The 23,207-nt window shown below is 43.5% G+C and carries 27 protein-coding genes; 3 read left to right on the top strand and 24 right to left on the bottom strand.

All coding sequences use genetic code 11. The features are described from left to right. Positions 1-7: 7 nt before the first annotated feature. The 5 genes from GZ22_RS15510 to GZ22_RS15490 form a co-directional block, all read right to left on the bottom strand. Positions 8-1,915 carry a BglG family transcription antiterminator gene (locus GZ22_RS15510; RefSeq protein ID WP_038564412.1) on the bottom strand — a complete coding sequence of 636 codons (1,908 nt, stop codon included), beginning with the start codon at positions 1,913-1,915 and terminating at the stop codon, positions 8-10. 62 nt (positions 1,916-1,977) lie between these two features. Further along, positions 1,978-2,310 carry a PTS lactose/cellobiose transporter subunit IIA gene (locus GZ22_RS15505; protein WP_038564409.1) on the bottom strand — a complete coding sequence of 111 codons (333 nt, stop codon included), beginning with the start codon at positions 2,308-2,310 and terminating at the stop codon, positions 1,978-1,980. A 12-nt stretch (positions 2,311-2,322) separates the two neighbouring features. After that, a complete protein-coding gene (celB, locus tag GZ22_RS15500) occupies positions 2,323-3,672 on the bottom strand; it encodes a PTS cellobiose transporter subunit IIC (RefSeq protein ID WP_038564407.1) in 1,350 nt (449 codons plus the stop codon). 5 nt (positions 3,673-3,677) lie between these two features. After that, on the bottom strand, positions 3,678-3,989 hold the full coding sequence (locus tag GZ22_RS15495) for a PTS sugar transporter subunit IIB (protein ID WP_038564405.1): 312 nt from the start codon (positions 3,987-3,989) through the stop codon (positions 3,678-3,680). Between the two features lie 131 nt (positions 3,990-4,120). After that, positions 4,121-4,999, bottom strand: coding sequence for a TetR/AcrR family transcriptional regulator (locus GZ22_RS15490; RefSeq protein ID WP_038564402.1), 879 nt, complete (start codon positions 4,997-4,999; stop codon positions 4,121-4,123). A 203-nt stretch (positions 5,000-5,202) separates the two neighbouring features. Here GZ22_RS15490 and GZ22_RS15485 point away from each other — a divergent pair, with 203 nt between their 5' ends. Together GZ22_RS15485 and GZ22_RS19025 are read left to right on the top strand one after the other, a co-directional pair. Then, a complete protein-coding gene (locus GZ22_RS15485) occupies positions 5,203-8,445 on the top strand; it encodes an efflux RND transporter permease subunit (RefSeq protein ID WP_084160768.1) in 3,243 nt (1,080 codons plus the stop codon). A gap of 66 nt (positions 8,446-8,511) precedes the next feature. Then, positions 8,512-8,634 carry a hypothetical protein gene (locus GZ22_RS19025; protein WP_281176662.1) on the top strand — a complete coding sequence of 41 codons (123 nt, stop codon included), beginning with the start codon at positions 8,512-8,514 and terminating at the stop codon, positions 8,632-8,634. Between the two features lie 161 nt (positions 8,635-8,795). On the opposite strand, the gene gvpU is transcribed toward GZ22_RS19025, so the two are convergent. The 18 genes from gvpU to gnd form a co-directional block, all read right to left on the bottom strand. Next, positions 8,796-9,167 (bottom strand): gas vesicle accessory protein GvpU, encoded by a 372-nt coding sequence (gvpU, locus tag GZ22_RS15480; protein ID WP_038564399.1) that lies wholly within the window; start codon positions 9,165-9,167, stop codon positions 8,796-8,798. 15 nt (positions 9,168-9,182) lie between these two features. Next, complete coding sequence (locus tag GZ22_RS15475) at positions 9,183-9,788, bottom strand: hypothetical protein (protein ID WP_038564396.1); 606 nt, start codon at positions 9,786-9,788, stop codon at positions 9,183-9,185. Between the two features lie 13 nt (positions 9,789-9,801). Further along, positions 9,802-10,110 (bottom strand): gas vesicle protein, encoded by a 309-nt coding sequence (locus GZ22_RS15470; protein ID WP_038564393.1) that lies wholly within the window; start codon positions 10,108-10,110, stop codon positions 9,802-9,804. Positions 10,111-10,114: 4 nt separating this feature from the next. Next, a complete protein-coding gene (locus GZ22_RS15465) occupies positions 10,115-10,411 on the bottom strand; it encodes a gas vesicle protein K (protein WP_038564390.1) in 297 nt (98 codons plus the stop codon). Next, positions 10,365-10,658, bottom strand: a complete 294-nt coding sequence (locus GZ22_RS15460; RefSeq protein WP_038564388.1) for a gas vesicle protein — start codon at positions 10,656-10,658, stop codon at positions 10,365-10,367. Before GZ22_RS15460 ends, GZ22_RS15465 begins: the two co-directional genes overlap by 47 nt. 13 nt (positions 10,659-10,671) lie before the next feature. Continuing rightward, positions 10,672-11,481, bottom strand: a complete 810-nt coding sequence (locus tag GZ22_RS15455; protein ID WP_038564385.1) for a GvpL/GvpF family gas vesicle protein — start codon at positions 11,479-11,481, stop codon at positions 10,672-10,674. Between the two features lie 5 nt (positions 11,482-11,486). After that, on the bottom strand, positions 11,487-11,750 hold the full coding sequence (locus tag GZ22_RS15450) for a gas vesicle protein GvpG (protein WP_038564382.1): 264 nt from the start codon (positions 11,748-11,750) through the stop codon (positions 11,487-11,489). After that, positions 11,747-12,502, bottom strand: a complete 756-nt coding sequence (locus GZ22_RS15445; protein WP_038564378.1) for a GvpL/GvpF family gas vesicle protein — start codon at positions 12,500-12,502, stop codon at positions 11,747-11,749. Before GZ22_RS15445 ends, GZ22_RS15450 begins: the two co-directional genes overlap by 4 nt. Before the next feature lie 17 nt (positions 12,503-12,519). Then, positions 12,520-12,792, bottom strand: a complete 273-nt coding sequence (gvpO, locus tag GZ22_RS15440) for a gas vesicle protein GvpO (RefSeq protein ID WP_038564376.1) — start codon at positions 12,790-12,792, stop codon at positions 12,520-12,522. Between the two features lie 57 nt (positions 12,793-12,849). Beyond that, positions 12,850-13,113 (bottom strand): gas vesicle protein GvpJ, encoded by a 264-nt coding sequence (gene gvpJ / locus GZ22_RS15435; RefSeq protein ID WP_038564373.1) that lies wholly within the window; start codon positions 13,111-13,113, stop codon positions 12,850-12,852. 15 nt (positions 13,114-13,128) lie between these two features. Beyond that, positions 13,129-13,461 carry a hypothetical protein gene (locus GZ22_RS15430; RefSeq protein WP_038564370.1) on the bottom strand — a complete coding sequence of 111 codons (333 nt, stop codon included), beginning with the start codon at positions 13,459-13,461 and terminating at the stop codon, positions 13,129-13,131. A gap of 363 nt (positions 13,462-13,824) precedes the next feature. Next, complete coding sequence (locus GZ22_RS15425; RefSeq protein WP_038564367.1) at positions 13,825-14,601, bottom strand: AraC family transcriptional regulator; 777 nt, start codon at positions 14,599-14,601, stop codon at positions 13,825-13,827. Between the two features lie 19 nt (positions 14,602-14,620). After that, positions 14,621-15,196 carry a LysE family translocator gene (locus GZ22_RS15420; RefSeq protein WP_038564365.1) on the bottom strand — a complete coding sequence of 192 codons (576 nt, stop codon included), beginning with the start codon at positions 15,194-15,196 and terminating at the stop codon, positions 14,621-14,623. A 344-nt stretch (positions 15,197-15,540) separates the two neighbouring features. Beyond that, the gene (locus GZ22_RS15415) at positions 15,541-16,998 is read right to left on the bottom strand and encodes a sodium:solute symporter family protein (protein ID WP_038564362.1); all 1,458 of its coding nucleotides are present in this window, start codon (positions 16,996-16,998) and stop codon (positions 15,541-15,543) included. Next, complete coding sequence (locus GZ22_RS15410) at positions 16,995-17,195, bottom strand: DUF3311 domain-containing protein (RefSeq protein WP_038566243.1); 201 nt, start codon at positions 17,193-17,195, stop codon at positions 16,995-16,997. The genes GZ22_RS15415 and GZ22_RS15410 overlap by 4 nt, the downstream gene beginning before the upstream one ends. A gap of 400 nt (positions 17,196-17,595) precedes the next feature. Further along, positions 17,596-18,918 (bottom strand): GntP family permease, encoded by a 1,323-nt coding sequence (locus GZ22_RS15405; protein WP_038564359.1) that lies wholly within the window; start codon positions 18,916-18,918, stop codon positions 17,596-17,598. Between the two features lie 60 nt (positions 18,919-18,978). Continuing rightward, complete coding sequence (gntK, locus tag GZ22_RS15400) at positions 18,979-20,505, bottom strand: gluconokinase (protein WP_038566240.1); 1,527 nt, start codon at positions 20,503-20,505, stop codon at positions 18,979-18,981. A 35-nt stretch (positions 20,506-20,540) separates the two neighbouring features. Then, a complete protein-coding gene (gene gnd / locus GZ22_RS15395; RefSeq protein WP_038564356.1) occupies positions 20,541-21,437 on the bottom strand; it encodes a phosphogluconate dehydrogenase (NAD(+)-dependent, decarboxylating) in 897 nt (298 codons plus the stop codon). 133 nt (positions 21,438-21,570) lie between these two features. Here gnd and GZ22_RS15390 point away from each other — a divergent pair, with 133 nt between their 5' ends. After that, positions 21,571-22,416, top strand: coding sequence for a MurR/RpiR family transcriptional regulator (locus GZ22_RS15390; protein ID WP_038564353.1), 846 nt, complete (start codon positions 21,571-21,573; stop codon positions 22,414-22,416). A gap of 19 nt (positions 22,417-22,435) precedes the next feature. Here GZ22_RS15390 and GZ22_RS15385 read toward each other — a convergent pair whose 3' ends face one another. Continuing rightward, a complete protein-coding gene (locus GZ22_RS15385; protein ID WP_038564350.1) occupies positions 22,436-23,149 on the bottom strand; it encodes a GntR family transcriptional regulator in 714 nt (237 codons plus the stop codon). Between the last annotated feature and the right edge of the window lie 58 nt (positions 23,150-23,207).

Below are 23,207 nucleotides of genomic sequence, written 5' to 3'. Positions count from 1 at the left end.
GCTGTTTTCATATTGATACTAACGCTTTATGGAAGTCCTCATACGAATGGGCTTCTAACAGTTTTTGAATATGTTCCGGCTCCTCGATGATGCGAACAAGCTGCTGATACATGCCGGTGAAATCCTCATCGCTGTCCTTCTCGATGCATAAAAGACAAACAAATCGCACTTGCTTACCAGCCCAGTCGATCGGCTGTTTCAAGGTGCAGATCACCCACAATGTCTCCTCCACTCTCGCTTCAATGGGATGCGGTACAGCTACAAAATTCCCAAAACTAGTTGGTGCCATAGACTCTCTCTCGTATACAGCAGCAAGAAAATCCTCCCCAACCTTACCATCTGCTTGCAGCACCTTTGTTAAATAGGCCAAAACTTCTTCCTGGCTCCGTAAATCCTGCTGCAGGAATACATAAGATGGCTTGATATAGCGGATTTGCTGACCAAAATGCAGATAAGCTTCCAGTTTCGAAATCGCTTCTTTATCCAAGATGACCGGTACAAGTACGACTGGCAATGGTGTGACCGTCGATTCAATTGGGATTGTACTGATAATCAAGTCAGCTTCCCATTTCTTTTCGCGCAGCAGGCGATAATATTCAATCGTATCAATGATGTCCAACTTGTCCGGAAAAAGAGATTGCAGCTTATAACGAAGCAGCTGCGCACTGCCTGCTCCTGAGGCACAAACTAGCAAACATCTGATTTTCCGTCCGGTTTGCCTGCTCCGCTCTAAAGCTGCACCAATATGCAGTGCTAAATATCCGATTTCCTCTTCTGCCAGCTGAATGCTATTTTCTTTTTCTACTGCACAAGCACCAATGACAGCTGCTTCGAACGCAAGCGGATAGTGCCGCTTAATATCTTCCAGCAGAGGATTCCTTACATTCATACCATACAAGTGGCGATGAACAGCTGGCTTCAGATGCAAACTCAATCCATGCAGCAGCTCTTGATCATGCCTGAGATCCAATCCTGTCTTATCATATATCCTCGCTACAATTGCCGCTGCTAAGTCCGGCATCCCCATGTGACCATCCAATGTACTTTTGGACACATAATCCGTTCCCATCAAATGAATCGTCATATAAGCTACTTCTACCTGTGGGAAAAACAGATGAAGCTCTGCTTCCAGCATAGCCGTGAGCTGTGCTGCTTCCCGGAAGGCTGGCTGCTGGATGATATCTTGCATAGCATCAGGGGCAAGCTCGACATATTGTTCATCCTTGATTCGTCGGCAGGCGATTGCAATATGCGTAACCAAGTTCTGTACTGCTACATCCGATAGCATCAATTCCTTTTCCGTCACGAACTTATGCACAATATCATGCACATAACGAATTTCTGCTTCGGAGACGATAGCATCCGGTAAGCTGTACGGCTTATGCCAACTAGCCTGCTTTGAAAAGAATGAAGACAGGAAATACCGTTTTTCTGTTTCTGTTCCCGCAATACGAATGCCATACTTTGGCTTTTTCTGCAGATCCAGCCCCGATTGCTGTAACAAAGACCGTACCTGCTTGAGATCGTTTTGTACTGTCGGAAAACTGACGAAACAAGCTTGCGCCAAATCTTCCATCTTGATAAAGCTATCAGCTAAGAGCAGCAGCTGCATCAGATGATTCACTCTTTCTGCGGGTGTCTCCACCCGCGTATACAGGCGCTCCTGCTTTGTTCGAATAGTTTCCTGCAAGTACTGCTGAAAGAGTTTTTCCTCAAGGACAATCAACTGATAGCCTTTCCCTCGTAAGGATTCAATTTTTGCGTAGTCCGCCGGCAGCTCCTGCTGCAGCAGCTTGATATCAGAACGCACTGTCCGCTCTGAAACAGCCAGTTTCCTTGCAAGCTCATCTGCTGTCAGCGTACGTGATTCAGATGACAAGAAAGTCAATAATTCCAACAGCCTTGGTTGCAGCATACAGATTCACCCCCATATCCTTCATGCCTATGCAAAAAAGGCGATCAAATGACCGCCTAGCTTCAAACTGAACCTCTAGCTGCTGCCTGTCTGGCCAGCTCCTCCTGCAGATAAATGATTTCTTCTGCCAATTCCCTCACTGTCATGGCATTCATCAAGTGATCCTGTGCATGCACCATCAACAGACTTAAGGTCGTTTGTTTGCCGCCTGCCTCAGCAGAGATAAGCTCTGTCTGAACGTGATGCGCCTGGTTAATTGCTTCTCTGCTAGCCTCGATTTTTTGTCTCGCTTCCTCAAATGCATGCTGTCTAGCAAGCGCCATTGCTTCCATCGCATAGCTGCGGCCATCACCGCCATATAATATCAACTGAAATGCTTTCTCTTCTAAATTCATTACGTACCTCCTTTAGCTGTTGACCGGATCTGTGCCATCTTCTGATGCTGCCACTTCACGCTGTCTTGCTTCCTCTTCCTTCAGCTGGTTTTTCTCCAAAGCACGGAAGAATGGATAATAAATAAGCATCGCGAGCGCTAAGTTGATTAACTGAATAACAGCACCTGAGATTTTCCCTCCTGTTGCCAAGTAACCTGAGATAAATGGCGGCATGGTCCAAGGTACAACGATACCGGCCGGTTTAGCTATTAGACCTGTGCTCATCCCAATATAGGTGGTGATAACCATCACGAGCGGGACAGTGATGAATGGTATGATCATGATCGGATTCAGTACGATCGGAAGTCCGAAAACAATTGGTTCGTTTATATTGAAGATCGCTGGACCAGTCGCTAGCTTACCAAGCTGTTTATTTTGCTTCAGCTTCGCCCGCCAAATCATGATCAAAACCAAACCAATCGTCGACCCGGATCCTCCGACATGAATAAACACTTCAAAGAATTGAGCTGTAAAAATATGCGGAAGCTCTGAGCCGGCAGCAAATGCCGTTGCATTCTCCGCTGTCGCCTTCAGCCAAATCGGAGACATGATACCGCCGACGATATTAGCCCCATGCAGACCGCAAACCCATAGCAGCACAATCATCAATTCTGCGACAAAGCTACCGATGAAGGAGGAGCCAACGAGTGTTAGCGGTGATCCAATAACAGTTGCAATCAAATTATGGATATCACCAAACGATGTTGCTTCTACAAGCAAACGAATAAGCCAAACTAGGATGATGACTGCAAAACCTGGTATAAGTGCAACGAATGACCGTGCAACAGCCGGTGGTACACCATCTGGCATACGAATGACGATATTTCTTTTAACAATGATTCGATACACCTCGGTAGCGAACATTGCTACTAACATTCCGACGAACAAGCCGCCGCTGCCGAGCAAGGAAACCGGCACGAAATTGGCAGTAGCTTCTCCAACTTGAAAAGGACTGTAAGGTGTTGCAAGCAAGAATGCAGACAGTGCAATTGCACCTGAAGACAGCGGATCTACACCATCTGATTCATAAGCCTGTGCCAGTCGGTACGCGATACCGAAACAGGCAAAGATCGCCATAACATCAAACGTCACATTAACGGGATATTGCAGCTTGGTACTCCATGACTCTCCAAAAATTCCAGCCATGAAATCAGCGTATCCCGGTATCGGCAAGTTACCGAGAATAAGAAAAAGTGATCCGACAATGATCAATGGCATTGTCAGGATGATACCATCCCGCAGCGCTACCAGATGCCGCTGTGCTGCGACCTTACCAGCAACCGGCATCACCTTCATCTCAAGAAAATCATTGAATCGGCTCATCTACCTCACCCCTTTTTCGCAAATAGCGATTCAGCATGATGAAGCACGTTCTTTCCATTCCCAGTACCATAATCAACACTATTAATTACATCAACCGGAATACCGCGCTCTTCTCCTAGTTTTTTCATCTGTGGAAGCATGTAGCGTACTTGCGGACCAAGCAATAGTACTTCAGCCTGTTCGATATGTTTTTTCGCCTGATCGGCTGATACAGCTTGGATATTGTAGGTTTTCGATTCTGCTTCTGCTGCCTTTTGCATTTTTGAGACAAGCAGACTAGTAGACATCCCAGCGGCACACACGAGTAAGATATTCATTTTTCTACCCCCTTCGGTTCTTACTCTTAATATACTATGAAAGCGGTTACATTTCCTGCTATTCTTTTGCCGTATCATAACGGAAACTTGTTTAAGTACAAGAAAGCCGGCATGCATGTGCCGGCTCTCCATTACAATACTTTTATATTCAACAATCTTGCCAATTCCTGGCGTAAATCATCCAGTTCCTTGATGCCCTTAAGGTTGGCAGTCAAACCCTGAATGAGCAGCTTTTTAGGCTCTTTTTTCTGCATCTCTTCCTGAATCAGTTCAACTACTCCTTGTAGCTCTTGCACATCCTGTACATCAGCATCAAGGGTAAGAATAATAACCTGCATTCTATCTAAAAGCTGTTTTACTTCCCGTTCCTTCATCTCTTTTTCGAAAATAGAAGCGGAGACCGGTGTAGCATCTGTCACAAGCGGCTCAGCTTTCCTTTTCAAAAGACCTTCCACCATATCATCCATTCGTTCGAGAATATAAGCAGCAGTTTTGTCCAGGTCAAGGATTAGCCCATGAAGTAGCATATCACCAATTATTTGTGCAAGTATCCCTTCCTGTAATATTCTCAGATCCTTTAAATAAGCTTTACTTTCTTCTCCATATAGTTCGAGCAAATCAAGCTCTGTTTTACGTCTTCCTCTTTCCATTTCCTCAAGGAAGAACAGTTCCATCTCTTTCCCAATATCGGAATCAATATCGTGACGCTGCATGATGATGAAATTTCCGCGTTTGACAAGTTCACGCATCATAGTTGCCAGACGAAGCTTCGCTTTCTCTCGGCTGTCCAAATTCAACTGGTCGATTTTTTCAATTTCCTCCGTTATCAAACGGATATGGTAGCGAAGGATTTCAGCCATCAGTTCTTCCTTGGATTTGAAGTAAAGGTAAAATGCTCCCTTGGAAAGCTTGCTTGCTACTGCAATTTCTTGAATACTGGCAGCATGATATCCCTTTTTGGCAATAATCTCAGTTGCTCGTTCAATTATTGTGATTTTTTTCTCCTGCATATTGCCTTTCCTTTCGACTGACCGGTCGGTCATAAGTGTGTTAAGAGACTGTGAATAATATATGAATTCTTTATAAAAAGCTGGATTTATACTATTGAACATCCTTATATCCTTGATATAATTGTTGCATTGTGAAGTGGTTGCCTATATAGTATAGAGGACTAATGACCAGTCGGTCAAATGGAGAATAAAGGAGCTGGATCGTGAGAAAGTTCATCAACTTTTCTTTAAAGAATAAGGTTGCCGTATGGTTGCTAACCATCATGGTTGTAGTAACAGGTATTTATGCTGGAACAAATATGAAACTGGAAACACTACCAGATATCAGTGTACCAGTCCTCACCGTAACGACTACATATCCTGGCGCACCGCCAGAGGAAGTATTGGAAAACGTAACAGAACCAATCGAACAGGCTGTCCAAAGCTTGGATGGTGTAGAAAATATAAGCTCGACATCTTTGCAGAATGCTTCTACTATCCAGTTGGAATACGCCTATTCTAAAAATCTGGATGATGCAGAAACAGAAGTAAAGGAAGCACTTGAAAATGTACAGCTTCCTGAAGATGCAGAAGAACCAGCAGCAGCACAAATCAATTTAAATTCCTTCCCAGTCATCACACTTAGTGCTTCTAATAGCAATCAGACAATCGAAGAACTAACACAGACTGTCGAATCTGATTTACAGCCAGCACTGGAAGGCATTGAAGGCGTCTCATCTGTCGGTATTTCCGGACAGCAGGTGCAGGAAGTACAAATCACTTATGATGAAGATGCATTAGCTGAGAATGGTTTGACACAGGATACTGTCGGCCAAGTCATTCAGAACAGTAGTGACTCTTACCCGCTCGGTCTGTACCAATTCGGTAACACTGAGAAAAACGTGGCTGTAGATGGCAATATTGTTACACTTGATGATTTGCGTAACTTGGAAATTCCGGTTACAGGCGGTGCAAGTGCACAACAGGCACAAGGCGGCCAAGAAGCAGCGGCAGGACAAAGCGGTCAGGCAGCTTCAGGCGGCCAGGCTGATGCTGCAGCACAAGCAGCGCAGGCTGCACAAGCTCCGACAGAGCTACCTACTGTCCAGCTGCAGGATGTAGCAGAAGTAGAAGTAGTCGGTGAAGTAGAATCTATTTCTCGTACAAACGGCGAGGATTCCATTGGGATCGACATTACGAAGGATCCAAACGCCAATACTGTAGAAGTTGTTAATGCAGTAAAAGATGAAATCCAGCAGTTTGAAGACGATAATGATGGTATGACCATCACATCAACAATGGACCAAGGTGCACCAATTGAAGATTCTGTCCATACGATGGTAAACAAAGCACTCTTCGGTGCCATTTTCGCTGTGATCATCATCCTCTTGTTCCTGCGGAATATCCGTTCCACTATCATTTCCATCATTTCGATTCCATTATCGATTTTGATCGGCCTGATTTTGCTATACGAGATGGATATCAGCTTGAACATTATGACATTAGGAGCTATCACCGTTGCCATCGGCCGGGTAATTGATGACTCGATTGTAGTTGTAGAGAATATCTACCGCCGTATGTCATTGGCAGATGAGAAGCTGCGCGGCAAAGAATTGATTATTGATGCAACACGCGAAATGTTTGTCCCGATTCTTTCTTCTACTGTAGTAACAGTAGCAGTATTCCTTCCTCTTGGATTAGTTGAAGGACAAATCGGAGAATTGTTCCTTCCGTTTGCATTAGCAGTCGTATTCGCTTTGCTAGCATCCTTGCTCGTTGCGGTTACCGTTGTACCGATGGTGGCACATACACTATTCCGCAAACGATTGGATCGCGGCACTAGCGAAGAAGAAGCAAAAACGTATGTACACAAAGAAGAAAAACCTAGTAAACTGGCGAATTTCTATAAGCGCGTCTTGAATTGGAGTTTGTCGCATAAAATCATCACTTTTGTTATTGCGCTTGCTTTACTAATCGGAAGTCTGTTCCTAGTTCCTTCGATTGGTGTCAGCTTTATCCCTAGCACCGGCGAAAACATGGTTGTTGCTTCTTATTCACCTGAACCAGGCCAAACACGTGAGGACATTCAGGAAGTTGCTGATAAAGCCGAGGAGATGCTCCTTGATCGCAACGGCGTTGAGACCTTGCAGTACACGATCAGCAGCGGAGGTAATCCACTTTCAGGTTCTACCGGCGATTCCGCCCTCTTCTATTTGGGCTATAGCGATGATTATGAGGATATCCAAAGTGAGACAGAAGCAGTTGTTGATGATCTGCAAGCCCTGACAGACCAAGGTGAGTTTGGATCCATCGACATGACAGGAACAAGCAGCAACACAACAGAATATTACATCTACGGTAATAACGTCGAAGATATCCAAACTGCGTCTCAGCAGGTAATGGATCTTATCGAAAACGATGATAACTTCACTAACGTAGATTCTGATGCTTCTGAGCAATATGATAAATATACAATTGTAGCCAACCAGGAAGAATTGGCTCAGTTAGGTTTGACAGCAGCTCAAGTTACTGCTCAGCTGTCCAACATCGGCAGCCAGCCGTCAATCGCCACTATCCAGAATGATGGCGATGCATTGGATGTTTATGTGCAAGTAGCCAACGAATCCTTCGAGGATAAAGAGGATCTTGAAAACACTACGATCCAAACATCTCTCGGAACAGAAGTAGCTCTGAATGAGATTGCCGAAGTTGAAGACGGTCAGTCTCCGAATACATTGCAGCGCCGTGATGAAAAGCTTTATGGTTCTGTATCTGCTGATATTACCAGCGATGATATTGCAACAGCTACTAGCGGCTTGCAAGAAGAAATTGATGACCTTGATTTGCCTGATGGCGTAAGCATCGATCAAGGCGGAGTTTCTGAACAAATCAACGAATCATTCAGCCAGCTTGGTCTTGCTATTCTAGCAGCAATCGCGATTGTCTACTTCGTACTAGTATTAACATTCGGCGGTGCACTGGCACCATTTGCCATCCTATTCTCCCTGCCGTTCACAGTTATCGGTGCGTTAGTAGGATTGCTCATCGGCGGTGAAACAATCAGCGTTTCCTCCCTCATCGGGGTGCTCATGCTGATCGGTATCGTTGTAACAAACGCCATCGTTCTAGTTGACCGTATCATTCACAAGGAAAAAGAAGGCATTCCGACTCGCGAAGCAATTCTAGAGGCCGGTGCAACTCGTCTTCGTCCAATCCTTATGACAGCCATTGCTACAATCGGTGCCCTTGCACCACTTGCCTTCGGATTCGAAGGCGGCGGTTCCGTCCTTATCTCGAAAGGACTTGGAATCACTGTAATGGGTGGTCTTATCAGTTCTACCTTGCTGACACTTGTTATCGTACCAATCGTGTACGAAGCAACAACACGCTTCAGCATGCAAGAACATCATAAAGCAGAGCGTCAGCGCCGCAAGGAAAGAAAACAGGCGAAGAAAGCAGCTAAGTAATTAATAAACACAGAAAGGCCTGCAGTTGTATAACTGCAGGCCTTTTTATTAGATTGGAGGATTCATATGAAACCAGGACGCATACTGACAGTTGAAGCATCAGATTCTCTGAATTTTCTCTTGTATGTACATAATTATGCTAAACAAGAAAAGCACTGCTTCCCGTACATGCCAGGATATCCTTTGTGAGAGAGGAAATGATAGCAACAATGCAAGATCGCCTAACTCTTAATGGTAATAAATAAGATAGCTTGAGTTAAATACACATTTGCGACTGCGCATACACTTGTAACGCGCAGAGCGGCGTACCAACTACAATAAAAAGCTCCGGCAATATGCCGGAGCTCTCTTTATTCTTCATCAGATATTCTTCCAAGGAAGAACCCATCTACCTCGCTTATCTTTCCGCGCCATAAAAGATCAGCATTAGCTGGTGTAGTTTTATTTTCTGCCAGATACGCAGACATATTTTTTAAATGAATATACTCCGCATTGCTTTGCTTGGTGTCTGCTGATTCCTCCGCTTGCTTCAAGGCTTCCTTCAATTGCTTGGCCACATCATTTTTTTCTGAGATGCTGTCTTTTACATTGGAGAAATAAGATGCTGCTGAAATGATAGTTCCGGTGACCAGCCCACCTTTCACATGCAGTGTTATATCCGTCGAGAAATCATGATGATTAGCTGCTTGTACAAAGAATGATAGAATTTCATCTTTAGCCATTTTCAACCCTCCTACTTACTTCGTTACGTCATCTTGTCTAACTATAGAAATGCCGTTACTATTTGCAGCAACTTCATTTTTGGATGAGTTATCATCCAAGAGCTTGTTCAATTTATTTTCCAGATCTTCAATCTTTTGTTTCAGCTGTTCGTTCTCATTTCGCAGATTCTCAGATGCTTGATCCTGCTGCTCCTGGTTATCTTGGTCCTGTTGGTCATTATTGTTTTGATCCTGCTGTTCTTGTCTGTTTTGTTCATGCTGTTCACTTTGAAGCTGATTCTTCTCTTCTTGATTTTCTTCGTTATTATGCTCTTCTGAATCCTTGTTCTTCTCAAACTTGTCCTGAACCAAGTGAACAGTTTTATCTTTCACCTGCTTCGCTGACTCACCTAGATCCTTTTCTTTTACTTTCGTCTTTGCAGATTTGAAAGTGCCAGCTATTTTTCGGGTTATATTCGGGCTCGAAAGTAGCCCTATTGAAGCTCCGGCTAACCCACCAACAATTGTTCTATTCCATGGATTGTCAATTTGCTTTACCTTATCAGCAGCATTTACTACTGCTTTATCCACTGCTTTATCTGCCACTTTACTTGCTGCTTTTTCTTTAATATTTTCAAACATTTTTTGTTCCTCCTTAGTCTGTTAACTTTTGCTCTAAAAGTTGCAATCGCTTATGAAGCCGTTCGTTTTCCTCCTGCAGCCTTTTCGTATTGCTGTCTGCTGCTTTTGAGGATAGATATGGATCTGATTCCCACCAGTCCAAGCCGATTTCTTTCGCTTTATCGACTGAGGCTACAATTAAACGTATCTTGATGGTAAGCAATTCTACATCCGCTATTCCTACTGTAATGTCTCCGGCAATGACAACACCTTTATCGAGTACTTTTTCCAATACATCGACCAAGTTACTAGTGTTGCTCTGAACGACTTGTTGTTCTGCCATGTTTTCACTTCTTTCCTGGTAAGAGATTTCCTAAAGGTCCAAGGTCGATATTCAAATCTTCATCTTTTAAGTTGAAAATTAGTTTCAATTCTTCCATTTTTAATTCCAAGTTCATCAGCGCCATGCCAAGATCTTCAATTTGCTGATCCGATAGTGTTCCGCCTTCCACCCGACGAATGGCATGACGTTCCACAATCTGGCGAAGCAATTCGATCACTGTCATAACTAATTGTGCCAAACCATGTTCCGCATCATCAGGATCTAAATGGATTCGCCCGCTCTTCGGCTGCTGCACTTCCATGTTCCAGCTCCTCCTTCTGTTTATCGAATGCTTCAGATGTAATGTCCATCCGTGTATTGCCGGATTGATTTTGTACTAACGTTTCAACAGATGAAATCAGCACCCGCAAGTCCAGGTAAACTAAGTCGACCCCGGCAATTGAAATAATTAAATCCCCTTTGATCGCAACTCCCTTGTCGAGAATGACGTCAAGTATATCTATCAAGGAAACATCCTTGTTTCTGTCGATCGTCTCACGTGTATTCATCTTGCGCCTCCATCTAATAGACGAAATGATAAGCCGGCCAAGGTCCAGTTGCTTCGAATCTCCACCCAGATGAAGCACTTTCCTCATTTTTTTGTTCAACAAGCTTTAAGAACGCTTCTACTTGATTTTCCTGAATAAGATAGACACTATTCCAGCTCATTTCCAGCTCGCGACCTGTGACGTCCTTGCTCCAGGCAGTCTTTACTTTCTCTTCTGTAGCAATCTCAGTTAGCTCTGCATGTATTTGTTCACAGAATTGATTTTTCTCTTTTTCCAATTCACCATCAACAAGCTGATCTATTTTCCGCTTTTCAAAGAATTGACGGCCGGGGGACAAACTCTCTAACTCCTGCATCTTTTCTTTAATACTGGGGCTATGCTGCAGGACGTGCTCACGGAGGGGTTCATCATCGCAGTAAATTTTCAGATTCCATTCCTCACTGTCTTTAATTCTGATAAATAGGCTTTGTATTGTATCTGCTTGTTCACGCATCTTTCCTTCCAGACTGTCCTGACTCAGGTAAATCGTACAGAACTTCATCGGAATCAGCGTGTACTTCTTTTGTAGAGAAAGCAGCACTTCATGATGGTGCATCGCACTTTCCTGAAGCCATTCAAGATCGTCTTTCATCCTAGACTCTAATGCTTCACCTTCATACGCTTCTGCATCGACTTCCGTATAAATAGCTGCAATGTCCCCATATGTTGAAATCGCTGCTTTCTGTTCTTTATCGATGCCAACAAAAGAAGAAAATGGCGTTTTATCCAGCTCATAAACAGGTACAATACCGTATAAATAAATATAATTTTCCTTCTGTCCCATATTCCTTACTCCTTATTCTCTTCTTCAGCAAGCTTTTCCCACTCATCCAATTCACGCTGCTTAGCTACTTCATAGCGCAGCAGAAGTTCCTGTTCCTTTTCTTTGTATGCCGCTTCTGAGATTTCCTCCAATTCATACAGCATCTGCAGCTGTATCAATTTTTGCTGTATAACGGAGATATCGAAATACTCCTTATCAGCTTCGCCCTTAATTTCTCGCCCAATTCTTATCAGTAGTTTGATTGGTGCAGAGACTAGAAAAGGCATCATGACGGCTTTTCAACCTGTAAACGGATATTGATAAAGTTATACGCCGGCCATGGGCCGGAATATTTGAAATCGACTTTCTCTTCCCATTTGTCATGTAGCGCATTGACTGCTTCATCAAACTGCGACTCTTTATCCTTATCCAGCAAAAACGCACTGTTGAGCAGCATCTTCTCACTGATCGGTTCATTTGCTTTTGCTGCTGTGGCGAGATTCTGAAGCGGCTTTAGAATCTCTTCTTCGATTTGCCGGCGCTTGTCAGTAAAGAACTTCTGGGTTAGTTCACCAAGTTTCATTCGGTCATAATATCCAGCTTCCTTCGATTTCTTGCTTACAGCTTTTTTCAGTCTAACGATTGCAGGATCTTTATGAATTTCCTCCTCCAGCCATTCCTGTTTGCCAATCACTTTCAATCCTAGCTCGATTTTATTGCGTATCTCTGGAAATAGTTCTGTGAACTGAGGTTCGAGCTTTTTCAGTATTACTTTAGCATCTTCATCCGTTTTAAAAACATTGCCGAAACTGACTGGAATCATCTCATCCTGTTTCTTCATGACAGAAGAAAGGATAGCTTGGTGGGCCATTAAATTATCCTTAGTAGGATGATAAATTTTCTGCGGAACTTTAGCCGCTACAAATGCCATATTTCCATGTGAAATCATATACGTGCTTCCGGAAACGCCATCCAGCTCCACATCTCCGAAGCTCGGCTGAATCGGATTCTGTACTGCGCAAAATACATACGTTCCATCCATTGCTGCTGCCTCCTTTATTAATGATCTACTGCACTCCTATAACGTGTACTTTGTCTTGAATAAGATTCAATTTCTGCTTCTTCATTCAGTGTGACGCTATACACACCAAGCATCTCGTCTTTCGCATACTTCTTCATATAATCCCGCTCTTCAAATACTTCAATAATGACAGTCCATCCGTCTGCACTATCTTCACCTTGTCTCGGTTCCACCGCTGTGATCTTATGGGGCGGCGCGATATATTCTTCAAAGAAGCTGCTTACTTTTTTCATAATATCTGTAATGCTCATATTTCCCCTCCTTTTATTAAATTATGAAAGAGGAAACAGGCTTAAAGCCTGCTCTCCTCATACACTGAATAAGGAATTGCTTCTTTCATTCTTTTGTTCCGGCAATCCTTCGTTCTGTACCTCATCCCGTAAGAGACCGACCGCTTCGGCATATCGCAACCATGTATCCACACTAGCGATTACGACTCTGGCCTCTATTGTTAAAATTTCAATTCCTACTACTGAGACACGTATAAACGCGTCAATTACAATTCCTTTATCTAAAATGCGATCAATTACGTCCGCCAAGCCGGAACTATCTGTACTTTTTTGAACTGCCATGTTAAACACTCCTTCTTATTTTTTCTTCACATCGCTCAATTTTTTCGCTGCTGCCGGTCCCTTCACGTCCCGGTAACTCTTTAATTCCTCAACATGTTTGATTTGAGAAATCGACTTCACTTGCGGGCCTTTGCTGTCAGAACCGCGGTCACCCTCCACTTTGTCCTTCATCTGCGTTGCAGTGTCTTGGAGCTCATCCTTCCAACCAAGCAGTTTCGTCCGCAGCTTATCAGCCGATGCTTGAGCCTTTTCGTGCACATCAGCACTTTTGTTTTCCTTGATGTTTTCAAGTTTCGAAGCGGCAGTATCCGCTTTTTCACCGACCTTATTTGATAAAGATGCCTGCATCTGATCCTTTGCTACCTGCCCGACTTTTTTCTTAAGGTTTTTCTTCTTTTCCTCGGGAATAGCTTTTTTTAGAACACCGGTTACGAGCCGCGTTGCTGTCTTAGCTGCTTTTGTTTTGTAAGCTTTAACGATTGCTCACCTCCTGTGCACATAGAAGCTACATTCCCAGAAGTAATCACTTTTATAGCAAAATAATTGTGAATGAAGATATTGGCATCATTGGTAACAAAAAATAAGAAAACCGCGCTATCTGATGCGATAGCGCGGTTGCAACGTTTCTTATACTTAAAATATTGTTAATCATTGTTGCCGTATAAAAGTGTATAGGTTTTGGTTGACTTTTTGGTTTCTATAATGAGTGCCTTACCTTATGTTCAACACATAATCATGTGCAGTTATTCCATAAACACTTTTAAAATGCTTATTCAAATGAGCCAGGTCAACGAACCCGCAAGCAGCAACTGCTTCATATATATCTTTATGTTTCTCTATTATTTGCTTTGCTTGCTGTACCTTACTATTTAAGAAATACTGGTAAGGCGAAATTCCCGTATGATTGTTAAACAATCTAATAAATTTGTATTTCGAAAGCTGTAATTCATCACATATTTCATCTAATTTAAGTACACCTTGTAAGTTGCTATGAATTATATCCTTAGCTTTCATAACCAATGAGTTATCTTTCCTGCAGCTTGTATCCAGATCAGTCCGAGCAAGTGTATCTGTAAAGGAGACTGCCAGTTCACTGCAATACGCTTCCTCTTTTTCATTTAATATTGCGTGAGATAGATTCAATACCTTCCGTTTAAGTCCAGCATCGTATACAATTGGATCTGCAAAACGAATCAATTCCTTCTGCCCTGTAATTTCCTGCAGCAATTCAGGCTCCAAATACAGCATCACATAATCAAGGCCAGTCTCATCATGTGCCATACCGTCATGTGTCTGTTCTGGATTAAACAGCATTACGCCATTAGGATAAGATAATTGCTTGTGACCATCCAAATTATATTGTTGTATACCGCGCAATGTGACACCCATTGCATACTCTCTATGCGCATGTTTCTTATATGTGAATTCCTTCATACTGGCCGACAATGCTGTGATACCCGCCGACTTCTTATAGATGAACTTTTCCATTTTCGTCACCTCTGGCTTTTTAAATCCAAATCATGCAAGCTGCATAGAGTAAAAAAGCTGCCATAAGTATATTTACTACTTTAGTATGTTTCTGCATGAATCGCTTAAAGATTGTTCCGAAAAGAACCCATCCAATGAAAGCCAGGAAACCAATTATTGTTATAACAGCAACAAAGATCAGTATCACTGTACTTTCCGTATAGTTTTTCATAACGAAACTGGGAATGACAGTAAGCGTAAAGATAATTACCTTCGGATTCAAAAATTGCATTAAGAAACCGGATAGGAAAGTGCCGTTCAGTTGGCCGCTCTTTTTTGAGCTGTCTGACTTATATATTTGATAAGCAAGGTATACCATGTACAGACTCCCGATTATTTGCAAGAGAATTAGTATTTTCGGTAACACAGTTACGAGCACTGAATTCAGTATAGCAGATAGAAATAATAGCAAACCAAACGCGAGAGTCGCTCCATACGTATAATGCATTGCTTTTCTCGTACCGAATTGATTCACTGTTGATAAGATAACGATATTAGTAGGTCCGGGTGTGAATGTAACGATAAAGCAGTAAATCAGAAAAGAAGTGATATTCATGCTGACTCTCCTTTGTCAGTGGTCTTACATGAATATAAACCAAAGTAACTGCTGTTATATAGTACATTATTGCAAATGCTTCCGATTGAGGTGTTTGCTAGTGTTAATTATGAACAATACTCCTGAGTACCGCTTCGGCAGAACACTTCGCTTTCCGCGGGCACGGCCTCAGCCTCCTCGTGAAAAGCACACTGCGGGGTCTTCGGCTCGTGCTGTTCCCGCCGGAGTCTACGCATTCTGCCTACGCTAGTATAGATTATAGTAAAACAAAAAACCTGAACTTACGTAGATCTTGTTTTAAGATTTACGTACTAGTTCAGATTTTCATCTGCAAAACTTTAACCTTACACAGTTTTCAATTTACTTTTCTGTGTAGCCAAACTCACTAATACCATCACTATACAGTTAACTATCAATGCGATAATCCCCGTATTCACATCATTCCATGATTGCGGAAGAGATGGGATTAAATCCACCAATGTTGTGTGACTTGTTGTGATATAAGCGACAACAGCTAGTCCGGCAATGATACCTGCTGCTGCTCCATATTTATTTATGAAGCTACGCTTCCACAAGCTGCAGAATAGTGACGGAGCGAGCTGTGTCATTAGACTGTAGCCCATCAAAATAATATTTGATAAAGTTGCTCCACCATGCAGCGTAAAGTAGACTGCGAGTAAGGAAACGACTGGAACAAATAGTCTAGCCAGTTTTCCAATTGTCCGGTCACTTGTCTTAGGTGCAAACACTTGATAGATATTTTTCGCGAGTAGCGTTGCTGTGTTCATGATCAGCAAGGAGCCTGGTACCAATGCTGTCAGCAAGCCAGCGCCGCCGATGATTCCGATTACCCAAGGGTCGAAGGTCTCAATCGATAATCGCAGTAAGGAGAGATCTACATCTTCTCCTTGCAATCCGGGCACAGCCAAAATCGCAGCTGTTCCGACGAAGAAGACGAATAGAAGCATAAGCGTATAAAGCGGGCTGATAATCGCGTTTTTCCGGAAAACCCTTTCGTTTTTTGCAGTATACGTGGAACTGAACACTTGCGGCCACATATAGAAACCTAGCACAAGCAGTAAGACGGTAGAGATGACCCAAGTCATACTGTAGCCTTCATCCGGGAACTTCAGAAAATCAGGATTTGCGGCATGGACTGCCTCGAACATAGGCTGGAAGCCGCCATAATAATGTATGGGCAGATATATTCCAAGGAAGCAAATGACGACTACCATGACAATATCCTTGATCGCAGCTGTCCATGCAGAACCATGTACGCCCGAAAGCATTACATAAACCGTTAAGCTAATGGCGCCGATCCATACAGCAGTTTCCATAGAAATAGCGCCATACGATGCTTGTGAAACAATGATTCCCAAGCCTTTGAGCTGCACGACGATGACAGGAATCATACCAATCACACCGACTAGTGCAACAAGTACACCTAAATACGGGCTGTTGAATTTACTCACAAAGAAATCAGATTGAGATACTAGTCTATGTTCCTTTGCATACCGCCAAATGACTGGCAAAAGCCAATAAGACATAACATACGACAGACCAATATACATAAGCACATATAAAGCCGGTGCGCCTTTACCATATGCCCAGCCGCTTCCGCCAAGAAAGGAGAATGTTGTGTAAATTTCCCCTGCCATCAATAGGAAGACAAAGATGCCGCTAAATCCTCTGCCTCCGACTGTCCATTGCTCAAGATCCATGTCCTTGCCCTTAGTGGATCGGATCCCTAAAAAGACTGCCAAAAGCAAAAATGCCGATATAATTATAAGTGCAATATTCATTTTTTCTCATCCTCTTTGTTCCGTGGATCTAGTTTGTACATGATGGCCAAAACGACTGATGTAAGAACAGTCCATAGAACCACCCAAAACATGACGAATGGCATGCCGAGTACAAATGGTTCCACTCTATTTGCGAATGGGAGGAATCCTAGCATCCCGATGAAGGGAATGACAGTGAGAAAATATAAACGTTTCATTTTTGATTTCACCATCCAAAATTGTAGTTACAACTGCTTTTCCTCTTGAAAAGCACATGATGATATCATAATCCTTCTTCTCTTGATAAGCAAAATTAATTTAGCAAAGCAACAATAACTCCGTGTACCGCTCCGACAGAATACTTCGCTTTCCGCGGGCACGGCCTCAGCCTCCTCGCGGAAAAACGCCGCTGTGGGGTCTTCAGCTCGCGCTATTCCCGCTGGAGTCTACGTATTCTGCCTACGCTAATTATTTCTTACATTCAGAAAGGTGTTACACAGCTAAAAGTAAAAATCCGAACCTATGCTATTTCAATTAAGAGAAATTCGCATCACTGTTCGGATTTTTATTTAGCTGAAACACATCTGCCCCAGCCTCAATTAAATTAGATTTACTATATCAAACAAATATATCCATAATCAATACGCCGCCGAATGCGACAAACGAAAGGATTGTTTCAAGAACGGTCCATGTTCGGAATGTTTCTTTGACGGTTAGTCCGAGGTACTCTTTGACCATCCAGAAACCGGCGTCATTCACGTGGGAGAACATGAGGGAACCGGCTCCAGTTGCTATAACGAGAAGCTCTAGATTTACGCCTGACATGTGCGCGATGATCGGAGATACGATACCAGCTGCTGTTGTCAGTGCAACTGTTGCGGATCCTGTTGCTATTCGGATTAGGCCGGCAACGATGAATGCGAGTACGATTGGAGAAAGAGATAGATGCTCAGACATTTGCGCGATTGTATCACCAACACCACTGTCGATAAGCACTTGCTTGAACCCACCGCCAGCACCAATAATCAAGATGATGGAACCAACCGGCAGGATGCACTCCTCCGTCATTTTCTTCAAACGATCCTTATTCATACCTTGACGGAAACCTAGGAAGTAGTACGCTGCAAACACTGCAATCAATAGTGCTACTAGCGGACTTCCGATAAAGACAAGCAGTTTTTCTGCTAAACTCGGAAGCGACAGATACGGTCCAATTGCTGATAGAATCATTAAGATAACTGGCAGCAATATAACAAAGAAGCTAATACCTGTGCCCGGCTTGCTATCAGGCTCGGTGATTTTAATGAGGTTAGGCTCACCTACTGGAATAACACGCTTATGCACCCACTTGGCAAATACCGGTCCGCCTAGAATACCTGCCGGGATAGCGATAATAAGAGAGTACAATAATACCATGCCAAGATCTGCTTCGAAAATACTAATAGCTGCAAGCGCACCAGGGTGTGGCGGCACTAGTCCATGTACAATCGAAAGACCAGCGATAACCGGCAGAGCAATCAGCAAGATATTCTGCTTTGTAGTCTTATAGATACTGATAACGAGCGGAAGTACGATCAATATACCTACTTCAAAAAAAACTGGAATTCCGATGATAAAACCTGCTATAAACATAGCCCATGGCAATCTTTTCGGCCCAAACATCTTTACAAAGAAGTCTGCCACCTGATTACCGGCACCGGAATCTGCCATCATCTTACCAAGTATAGTTCCAAGCGCCAAAATACCGACGAGATGTCCGAGCACGCCGCCGACACCCGTTTCATACGCTCCGACAATCTGATCAAATGACAATCCTGCTGTAATGGCAAGGAATAAACTGGCGACAGTCAAGCTGATAAAAGCATGCCATTTGAATAACGTGACACCAATAATGACGATCACGATCGATAACAACGTCATGAGTAAAAGATAGATCTCCATCTCTCGATTTCTCCTCTCTCTATTTAAGCGCTTTCAAACCTATAGGCGGAAGTTGCTGCGTTAGCGCAGCATCCTCCGCTGGAAATCAGCGATTCGTTCATATTCTGTCTGGAAGTTTCTGGACAATTGAATGTAGATACTCATGAGTTCCTGATACACTTCAACACATTCTGGATCTGGTGTATGATGATGCGTTCTGCCAATCATGTCATTCACCACATCAAAGGAATCGATATCTCCTAAGCTGTATAATCCGAGAACAGCTGCACCTAGGCAGGAGCTTTCATAGCTTTCCGGAATATGGACTTCCTGGTCGAAAATATCCGCCATCATTTGTCTCCACAATTCAGATCGGGCAAATCCGCCAGTTGCTTGAATCCGTTTCGGTTTACCAGTCAATTCCGTCAAAGCAAGCAGTACAGAGTACAGATTCAGAAGTACACCTTCCAGTACTGCCCGGATCATATGCTCTTTTTTATGATGCAAACCAAGTCCGAAGAACGAGCCACGTGCATTGGCATCCCAAAGCGGTGCCCGCTCCCCAGCTAGATACGGATGGAACAGCAAGCCGTCTGATCCCGGATTTACCGTTGAAGCTATTTTTGTCAGCACTTGATATGGATCGATACCAAGTCTAGCCGCCGTTTCTGTTTCAGCAGCTCCAAGTTCATCCCGAACCCAGCGTAGCACAACGCCTCCGTTATTCACGGGACCGCCGATGACCCAATGATTCTCCGTCAAGGCATAACAGAAAATACGGCCCTTCGGATCAGTAGTTGGCTTGTCCGTTACAGCACGGATTGCGCCGCTTGTTCCGATTGTCACTGCTACTACACCTTCGTCAAATGCACCTACACCTAAGTTCGATAGAACACCATCACTGGCACCGATAATAAACGGTGTTTGTCGCAGTACTCCAAGCAGTTCAGCCATTTGCTCTGTGAGACCAACGAATTGATACGTCGTCGAAACAGGCTCGGATAACTTGTCTTCCGTAACTCCTGCTACCTGCAATGCTTCCTTATCCCAAGCAAGCTCTTCCAAATTGAACATACCAGTTGCAGAAGCAATGGAATGATCGACCTTATAGCTGCCAAACAGCTTGAAAAAGACATACTCTTTGATAGAAATGAATTTAGCAGCTTGAGCGAAAGTAGCTGGATGCTCTTCTTTGAGCCATCGCAGTTTCGATAGAGGAGCCATCGGATGAATCGGTGTGCCAGTGCGCAAGTAGATGCTATGGCTGTCCGTCTCTTCTTTGATTTTTTCCGTCCATTTCGTCGCTCGATTATCAGCCCACGTAATACATGCTGTTAACGGTTTGTTGTCTGCATCCACTGCAATGACACTATGCATTGCCGAACTGAAGGAGATGCAGCGGATTGCTGCTTTATCTACACCGCTAACCTGGATCGTGTCCCGGATTGCTGTGATAACAGCTTGATAGATGACTTCCGGATCTTGTTCTGCTGTTTCAGCTGTCGGCGAATGCAAAGGATATTCGATACCTTTCTTTGCAACCACCTCGCCTTTGGTTGTGAACAGGACTGCCTTCGTGCTTGTTGTTCCCATGTCCACACCGATCATATAGGAAGCTGCCAACGTCTTCCCCTCCCCTTTTTTTAGCGTTTCACCACTGCATGTCCACCGAATTCATTGCGCAGTGCTGCCACTACTTTTCCAGAGAAAGTATCTTCGTCTAAGGAACGATAACGCATCATAAGTGACATTGCGATAACAGGTGTAGCTGCTTGTAATTCCAGGGCAGTCTCAACCGTCCATTTTCCTTCACCAGAAGAGTGCATCACGCCGCGAATTGCATCTAGTTTAGGATCTTTGCTGAAAGCTGATTCTACAAGTTCCATCAGCCAAGAACGGACAACAGAGCCGTTGTTCCACATTTTCGCAACTTGCTCGTAATCGAAGTCGTAATCACTTTTCTCTAATACTTCAAAACCTTCGGCAATTGCCTGCATCATACCGTACTCAATTCCGTTATGAACCATTTTCAAGAAGTGACCGCTGCCGCTTTTACCAGCATAGTGGTAGCCATTTTCCACGCTGATTGCTTGGAAGATTGGCTCGATCGTTTTGAACACTTCTGCATCGCCGCCGATCATTGTGCAGACACCATTACGAGCGCCATCAGTTCCGCCACTTGTACCAACGTCGAAGAAATGAACGCCTGTTTCAGCGAAAATTTTTGATCTTTCAACGGATTGTTTGTAGTTGGAGTTACCACCATCCAACAGAATGTCTCCTGCAGAAAGATATCCTTTCAATTCTTCGAGTACTTTATCGGTAATCTCACCAGCTGGCACCATTGACCAGACGATTTTAGGGCTTGGCAATTGTTCTACCAATTCTTTCAAAGAACCAGCAGCTGATCCTTTTGATTCAGCGAATTTAGCACGCGCTTCTTCATTTACATCAAAAGCAACAACATCGAAGTTATTATCTAATAAGTTCAAACCAAGATTGAATCCCATTTTTCCAAGACCGACTAAACCAATATGCATAATAATTAGCTCCTTCAAAATAATTTTCTATTTATGATACCATAATACGAAAATAATTTTCATATAGCAACCGCTTTCAATCAATTTGTGCTATACTGCTTGTAACAATTAGGACGAAAGGCAGCTGATTTTCTTGGCACAACAAGGTTTAACGGGGATTCGTTCCCACTATCCAAGATTGAGTGAAAAAGAGAAAAAAATTGCAGATTTCATTTTGGAACACCCGGAAAAAATTGTTCACCAGACAATCAGCCAAGTAGCAGATCAGCTGGAAGTGGCGGATGCTACTGTATCCCGTTTCTGTAAACGAATTGGCTACAAAGGCTTCCAAGCGCTAAAAATTGCTTTAGCACCAGAAATCATCGCCCCTAATAAGATGTTGCATGAAGATGTAAACGATACGGACGAAGCAAAAATAGTTGCGGAAAAGATTTTTCAATCCAATATCCGGACATTGGAAAATACTTTGCAGGTTTTGGACAAGGCCGAGCTGGAGCAAGCTGTCACGTTTCTCCTAGAGGCAAGAAGAGTAGAGTTTTATGGGTTTGGCGGCTCAAATATGGTCGCGATGGATGCGTATCATAAGTTTGTCCGCTCTGGTGTGCCGGCTTTTGCGTTTCCTGATGCTCATTTGCAGCTTATGTCTGCCTCCCAACTGACCGATCAAGACGTTGCTTTTATCTTTTCCCATTCAGGCGCCAGCAAGGATGCGTATCAGCTGCTTCAAACCGTCAAGAAAACGGGTGCCAAGACGATTGCCATCACTGGTTTTCCCAAATCACCTATCGGCCAGCAGGTGGACGTAGCTCTGCACACAAGTTCAGAGGAAACTGATTATCGTTCCGAAGCACTTGCGTCGCGTATCGCACAGCTGAGTATCATCGATGCCCTATATGTGACAGTCATTATGCGGCAGAAAGAAAAAGCCCAAACTTCCGTTGAGAAGGTACGGAACGCCATCGCCGCAACAAAAATGTGACCCGCCAGAAACTGACGGGTCACTTAGCATTTATATTTACTGTTGTAATTTCGAACTTATCAAAACGATGTCTTGCAAAGGAATATTCGAAGGCGATACCGGTATTGAGATAAGCAACCTGCTCAATCACAAGTACAGGCTCATTTTCGGATAGTCCCAGTTCCTCCATGTCTTGTGCTGTTGCTTGCTCTGCTCTAATGCGACGGCGTGATCCCGCTATTTTCAGTCCAAGTTCTTTTTCCATATATGCATATACAGAGTTATGCAAGATTGTCGGGGTAATACCTGGAATGAGCGGTGTCGGCATATACGTTTCCTCGATTACATGGGGATTATCATCGACACAGCGTACACGGATGTGATGATAGACTGGCGTATCTTCCGAGATGGCTAAATACGATGCCACTTCAGCTGTAGGAGCAATCATGTCAAATGATATCAGCTTCGAGGTGACTTTCTTTTCCTTCATTAAACTAGTGAAACCGAGTGTTTCATTCGTTCCTACGTGAATATAGTCCGATTGGAAGGAAGACTGCACAATGAACGTTCCATGTCCGCGCTTGCGGAAAACGATTCCTTCCGATGCAAGTACATCAAGTGCACGCTTAACTGTCATCCTGCTGCAGGAAAATTCTTCGACAAGGCTATGTTCATCTGGTAACGGCTGGTCCAGAGGGTAGAATCCTGATTCGATACGATGTCTGATTTCTTCTGATATCACTTGATATTTCATAGTGTTCCTCCTCTGCTGCCGATCTGTTTGTTGTTAGCTTATCAAAATACTGGAATTG

The sequence above is a fragment of the Terribacillus saccharophilus genome (assembly GCF_000725365.1).
GTDB lineage: Bacteria > Bacillota > Bacilli > Bacillales > Amphibacillaceae > Terribacillus > Terribacillus saccharophilus.
The sequence above is the reverse complement of the archived record's forward strand: the minus strand, read 5'-3'. Positions and strand labels throughout refer to the sequence as shown.

Bases quoted from the DNA above. Each gene is read 5' to 3' on its own strand.
- GZ22_RS15510 (WP_038564412.1), bottom strand. From the start codon at position 1,915: ATGCTGCAACCAAGGCTGTTGGAATTATTGACTTTCTTGTCATCTGAA.
- GZ22_RS15505 (WP_038564409.1), bottom strand. From the start codon at position 2,310: ATGAATTTAGAAGAGAAAGCATTTCAGTTGATATTATATGGCGGTGAT.
- celB (WP_038564407.1), bottom strand. From the start codon at position 3,672: ATGAGCCGATTCAATGATTTTCTTGAGATGAAGGTGATGCCGGTTGCT.
- GZ22_RS15495 (WP_038564405.1), bottom strand. From the start codon at position 3,989: ATGAATATCTTACTCGTGTGTGCCGCTGGGATGTCTACTAGTCTGCTT.
- GZ22_RS15490 (WP_038564402.1), bottom strand. From the start codon at position 4,999: ATGCAGGAGAAAAAAATCACAATAATTGAACGAGCAACTGAGATTATT.
- GZ22_RS19025 (WP_281176662.1), top strand. From the start codon at position 8,512: ATGAAACCAGGACGCATACTGACAGTTGAAGCATCAGATTCTCTGAAT.
- gvpU (WP_038564399.1), bottom strand. From the start codon at position 9,167: ATGGCTAAAGATGAAATTCTATCATTCTTTGTACAAGCAGCTAATCAT.
- GZ22_RS15475 (WP_038564396.1), bottom strand. From the start codon at position 9,788: ATGTTTGAAAATATTAAAGAAAAAGCAGCAAGTAAAGTGGCAGATAAA.
- GZ22_RS15470 (WP_038564393.1), bottom strand. From the start codon at position 10,110: ATGGCAGAACAACAAGTCGTTCAGAGCAACACTAGTAACTTGGTCGAT.
- GZ22_RS15465 (WP_038564390.1), bottom strand. From the start codon at position 10,411: ATGGAAGTGCAGCAGCCGAAGAGCGGGCGAATCCATTTAGATCCTGAT.
- GZ22_RS15460 (WP_038564388.1), bottom strand. From the start codon at position 10,658: ATGAATACACGTGAGACGATCGACAGAAACAAGGATGTTTCCTTGATA.
- GZ22_RS15455 (WP_038564385.1), bottom strand. From the start codon at position 11,481: ATGGGACAGAAGGAAAATTATATTTATTTATACGGTATTGTACCTGTT.
- GZ22_RS15450 (WP_038564382.1), bottom strand. From the start codon at position 11,750: ATGATGCCTTTTCTAGTCTCTGCACCAATCAAACTACTGATAAGAATT.
- GZ22_RS15445 (WP_038564378.1), bottom strand. From the start codon at position 12,502: ATGGATGGAACGTATGTATTTTGCGCAGTACAGAATCCGATTCAGCCG.
- gvpO (WP_038564376.1), bottom strand. From the start codon at position 12,792: ATGAGCATTACAGATATTATGAAAAAAGTAAGCAGCTTCTTTGAAGAA.
- gvpJ (WP_038564373.1), bottom strand. From the start codon at position 13,113: ATGGCAGTTCAAAAAAGTACAGATAGTTCCGGCTTGGCGGACGTAATT.
- GZ22_RS15430 (WP_038564370.1), bottom strand. From the start codon at position 13,461: ATGCAGGCATCTTTATCAAATAAGGTCGGTGAAAAAGCGGATACTGCC.
- GZ22_RS15425 (WP_038564367.1), bottom strand. From the start codon at position 14,601: ATGGAAAAGTTCATCTATAAGAAGTCGGCGGGTATCACAGCATTGTCG.
- GZ22_RS15420 (WP_038564365.1), bottom strand. From the start codon at position 15,196: ATGAATATCACTTCTTTTCTGATTTACTGCTTTATCGTTACATTCACA.
- GZ22_RS15415 (WP_038564362.1), bottom strand. From the start codon at position 16,998: ATGAATATTGCACTTATAATTATATCGGCATTTTTGCTTTTGGCAGTC.
- GZ22_RS15410 (WP_038566243.1), bottom strand. From the start codon at position 17,195: ATGAAACGTTTATATTTTCTCACTGTCATTCCCTTCATCGGGATGCTA.
- GZ22_RS15405 (WP_038564359.1), bottom strand. From the start codon at position 18,918: ATGGAGATCTATCTTTTACTCATGACGTTGTTATCGATCGTGATCGTC.
- gntK (WP_038566240.1), bottom strand. From the start codon at position 20,505: ATGATCGGTGTGGACATGGGAACAACAAGCACGAAGGCAGTCCTGTTC.
- gnd (WP_038564356.1), bottom strand. From the start codon at position 21,437: ATGCATATTGGTTTAGTCGGTCTTGGAAAAATGGGATTCAATCTTGGT.
- GZ22_RS15385 (WP_038564350.1), bottom strand. From the start codon at position 23,149: ATGAAATATCAAGTGATATCAGAAGAAATCAGACATCGTATCGAATCA.